Below are 1,809 nucleotides of genomic sequence, written 5' to 3'. Positions count from 1 at the left end.
TCACCGCCCTCGGCATACCCGTCACCGAAGCCATAGGATGAGTCCGTCCGGGGAAAGGGGAAATCCGGCCCAGCCGTGATTTGCTCAACAGAGTCATTCGGCTCCCAAAGGCGCTTGCCGTTGAGGACGTGCGCTCGCGCAGCCGCGACACCGCGCTTAGGGTACTCGTCCCGAAGCTTATCGGCGGTGTCTATCAGCATGGGCAACTGGACGGGTCATTGAGTCATGGACTCAGCGCTATCGCGCGGTTCAGCGACTTCTCGGTCAAAGTATGGCTTTATAGGCGCGAGGCTGAGGAAGTCGCGGTAATCGACGTCGCGATCATGGGGCATAACAAAGTCTTTTCTGCGGATGTCGGATCGCTCCAGCGGCGATATGTCGATGGTCAGGTGGGGTTGCGCAGCTGGAAGCGCGGTGATTGGGAGCTTGAACTCGTGAAGCTCATAGGTCCGGCAAAGAGGCCAATTCGCGACGTCTTTAAGCAATTGACCGCGCGAGGCTGATCCGAGTCATCGAACTCCATCTGTAGGGGCCACCGTTCAGATGGCTGGTCCAATCCTGATCACCCATGAACCTCAGCGAGTTTCAACAGGCGGTAGTATGGCATGGACGGGGTTCGGGCGCAGGCTCACGTCAAGCGCGTGATGCTTGTGGCGAGATCGTAGCGCCGGCTGCAGGGGATCCCAGATGGCGCGCCGAAGGCGCCGAGCCGCTCTTGAGCGGCTCGGGCAGTTGTCGGATCAGCGCGACAACCTCTCTGCGACCTCCATGCCGGCGATCGCAGTCTCCAGGAGGCGCGCGATGGCGCATAGCGCCATGCCGCGTTCGGTCGTCCGCCAAGGGCGCTCCGCCTCCTCGACCGCGCTGGCGTTGTGGTCGGCCTCCCAGACCCAGCGTTCCTGCGCGGCCTGGACGCGGACGGCGTCGAGATACAGGCGGCAGGTCGCGAGGCGCTGGGCGTCGGGCGCGTCGTCGCAGAGAAGCGCCGCGTAGCACGGCGTCCAGCGGCTGATCGGGCGCGCCTGCGGCCGCAGGCGAACGCCTAGGATGACGAGCCAGCGACCGGCCTGGATGGCCGCCAGACGCGCGTCAGCGACGCCGACCCGCTCGGTGATCACGGCGCCCATCACGCAGCCTCCTCGACTGAGGAGGCCGATAGACGCGTGAGGAGCGCGACGCCGCGGACCATCCGCTCGGCGCAGCGCCGCGCGTTGTCGGCGCGCGGGTGATCGGGATGGATCCCGGCAAAGCGCCGGGCCTCCGGGCTGAAGGGATCGTCGACGAAGCGCAGCGTGAGCAGCGCGGACACACGGCGCAGGGCGGGGAGATGCCGGGAGGCGGCGTCGCCGTCGCGGAGCCCGGCGACGACGGTCTCGGCGCGGTCGCGCCAGAGCGGGCCGCCGAGCAGATCGGCCGCGTCGAGCAGGGCTTCGCCGTCGCGCAGCCAGTCGGCGAAGGCCTCGGCCTCGGCTGCGCGCTGGAGCAGAGCGCGCGGAAGCATTTCGGGGAACATGGAGGATTCCGGAGTTCGACAGTTCCCGACGGAAGAGCTCCGCAGCTGGCGATGACGCCGACGTGATTTCAAAGGGTTAGTGTCTGCGAGCGGCGATTTCCGCGGATAGCGTGTAGTTACATGCGCAGGCTCTTTACCTACTGGCGGCAATGCAGGTAGGGCGCTATCCTGCATGCCATGTTCACGCGCATCACTGAGAATGGCGGCCGGCGCTACCTCCAGATCATGGAGTCCTTCCGCAACGAGGCCGGCAAGCCCCGTCTGCGGGTCGTCGCCAATCTCGGGCGCATCGACAC

The 1,809-nt window shown here is 66.2% G+C and carries 3 protein-coding genes; 1 reads left to right on the top strand and 2 read right to left on the bottom strand.

The features are described 5' to 3' along the window. The first annotated feature begins 128 nt into the window (after positions 1 to 128). Positions 129 to 503, top strand: coding sequence for a hypothetical protein (locus tag BLW43_RS23280; RefSeq protein ID WP_139284210.1), 375 nt, complete (start codon positions 129 to 131; stop codon positions 501 to 503). Between the two features lie 237 nt (positions 504 to 740). Here the strand turns inward: BLW43_RS23280 and BLW43_RS22630 are convergent, their stop codons facing one another. Further along, positions 741 to 1,127: a hypothetical protein gene (locus BLW43_RS22630; protein WP_093257194.1), complete on the bottom strand. Its 387-nt coding sequence runs from the start codon at positions 1,125 to 1,127 to the stop codon at positions 741 to 743. Then, complete coding sequence (locus BLW43_RS24145; protein ID WP_093257192.1) at positions 1,127 to 1,513, bottom strand: hypothetical protein; 387 nt, start codon at positions 1,511 to 1,513, stop codon at positions 1,127 to 1,129. Before BLW43_RS24145 ends, BLW43_RS22630 begins: the two co-directional genes overlap by 1 nt. Positions 1,514 to 1,809: the final 296 nt, after the last annotated feature.

The sequence above is a fragment of the Rubrimonas cliftonensis genome, from assembly GCF_900107585.1.
In the GTDB taxonomy this organism is placed as follows: Bacteria; Pseudomonadota; Alphaproteobacteria; order Rhodobacterales; family Rhodobacteraceae; genus Rubrimonas; species Rubrimonas cliftonensis.
This window is presented reverse-complemented; position numbering and strand designations above follow the sequence as displayed.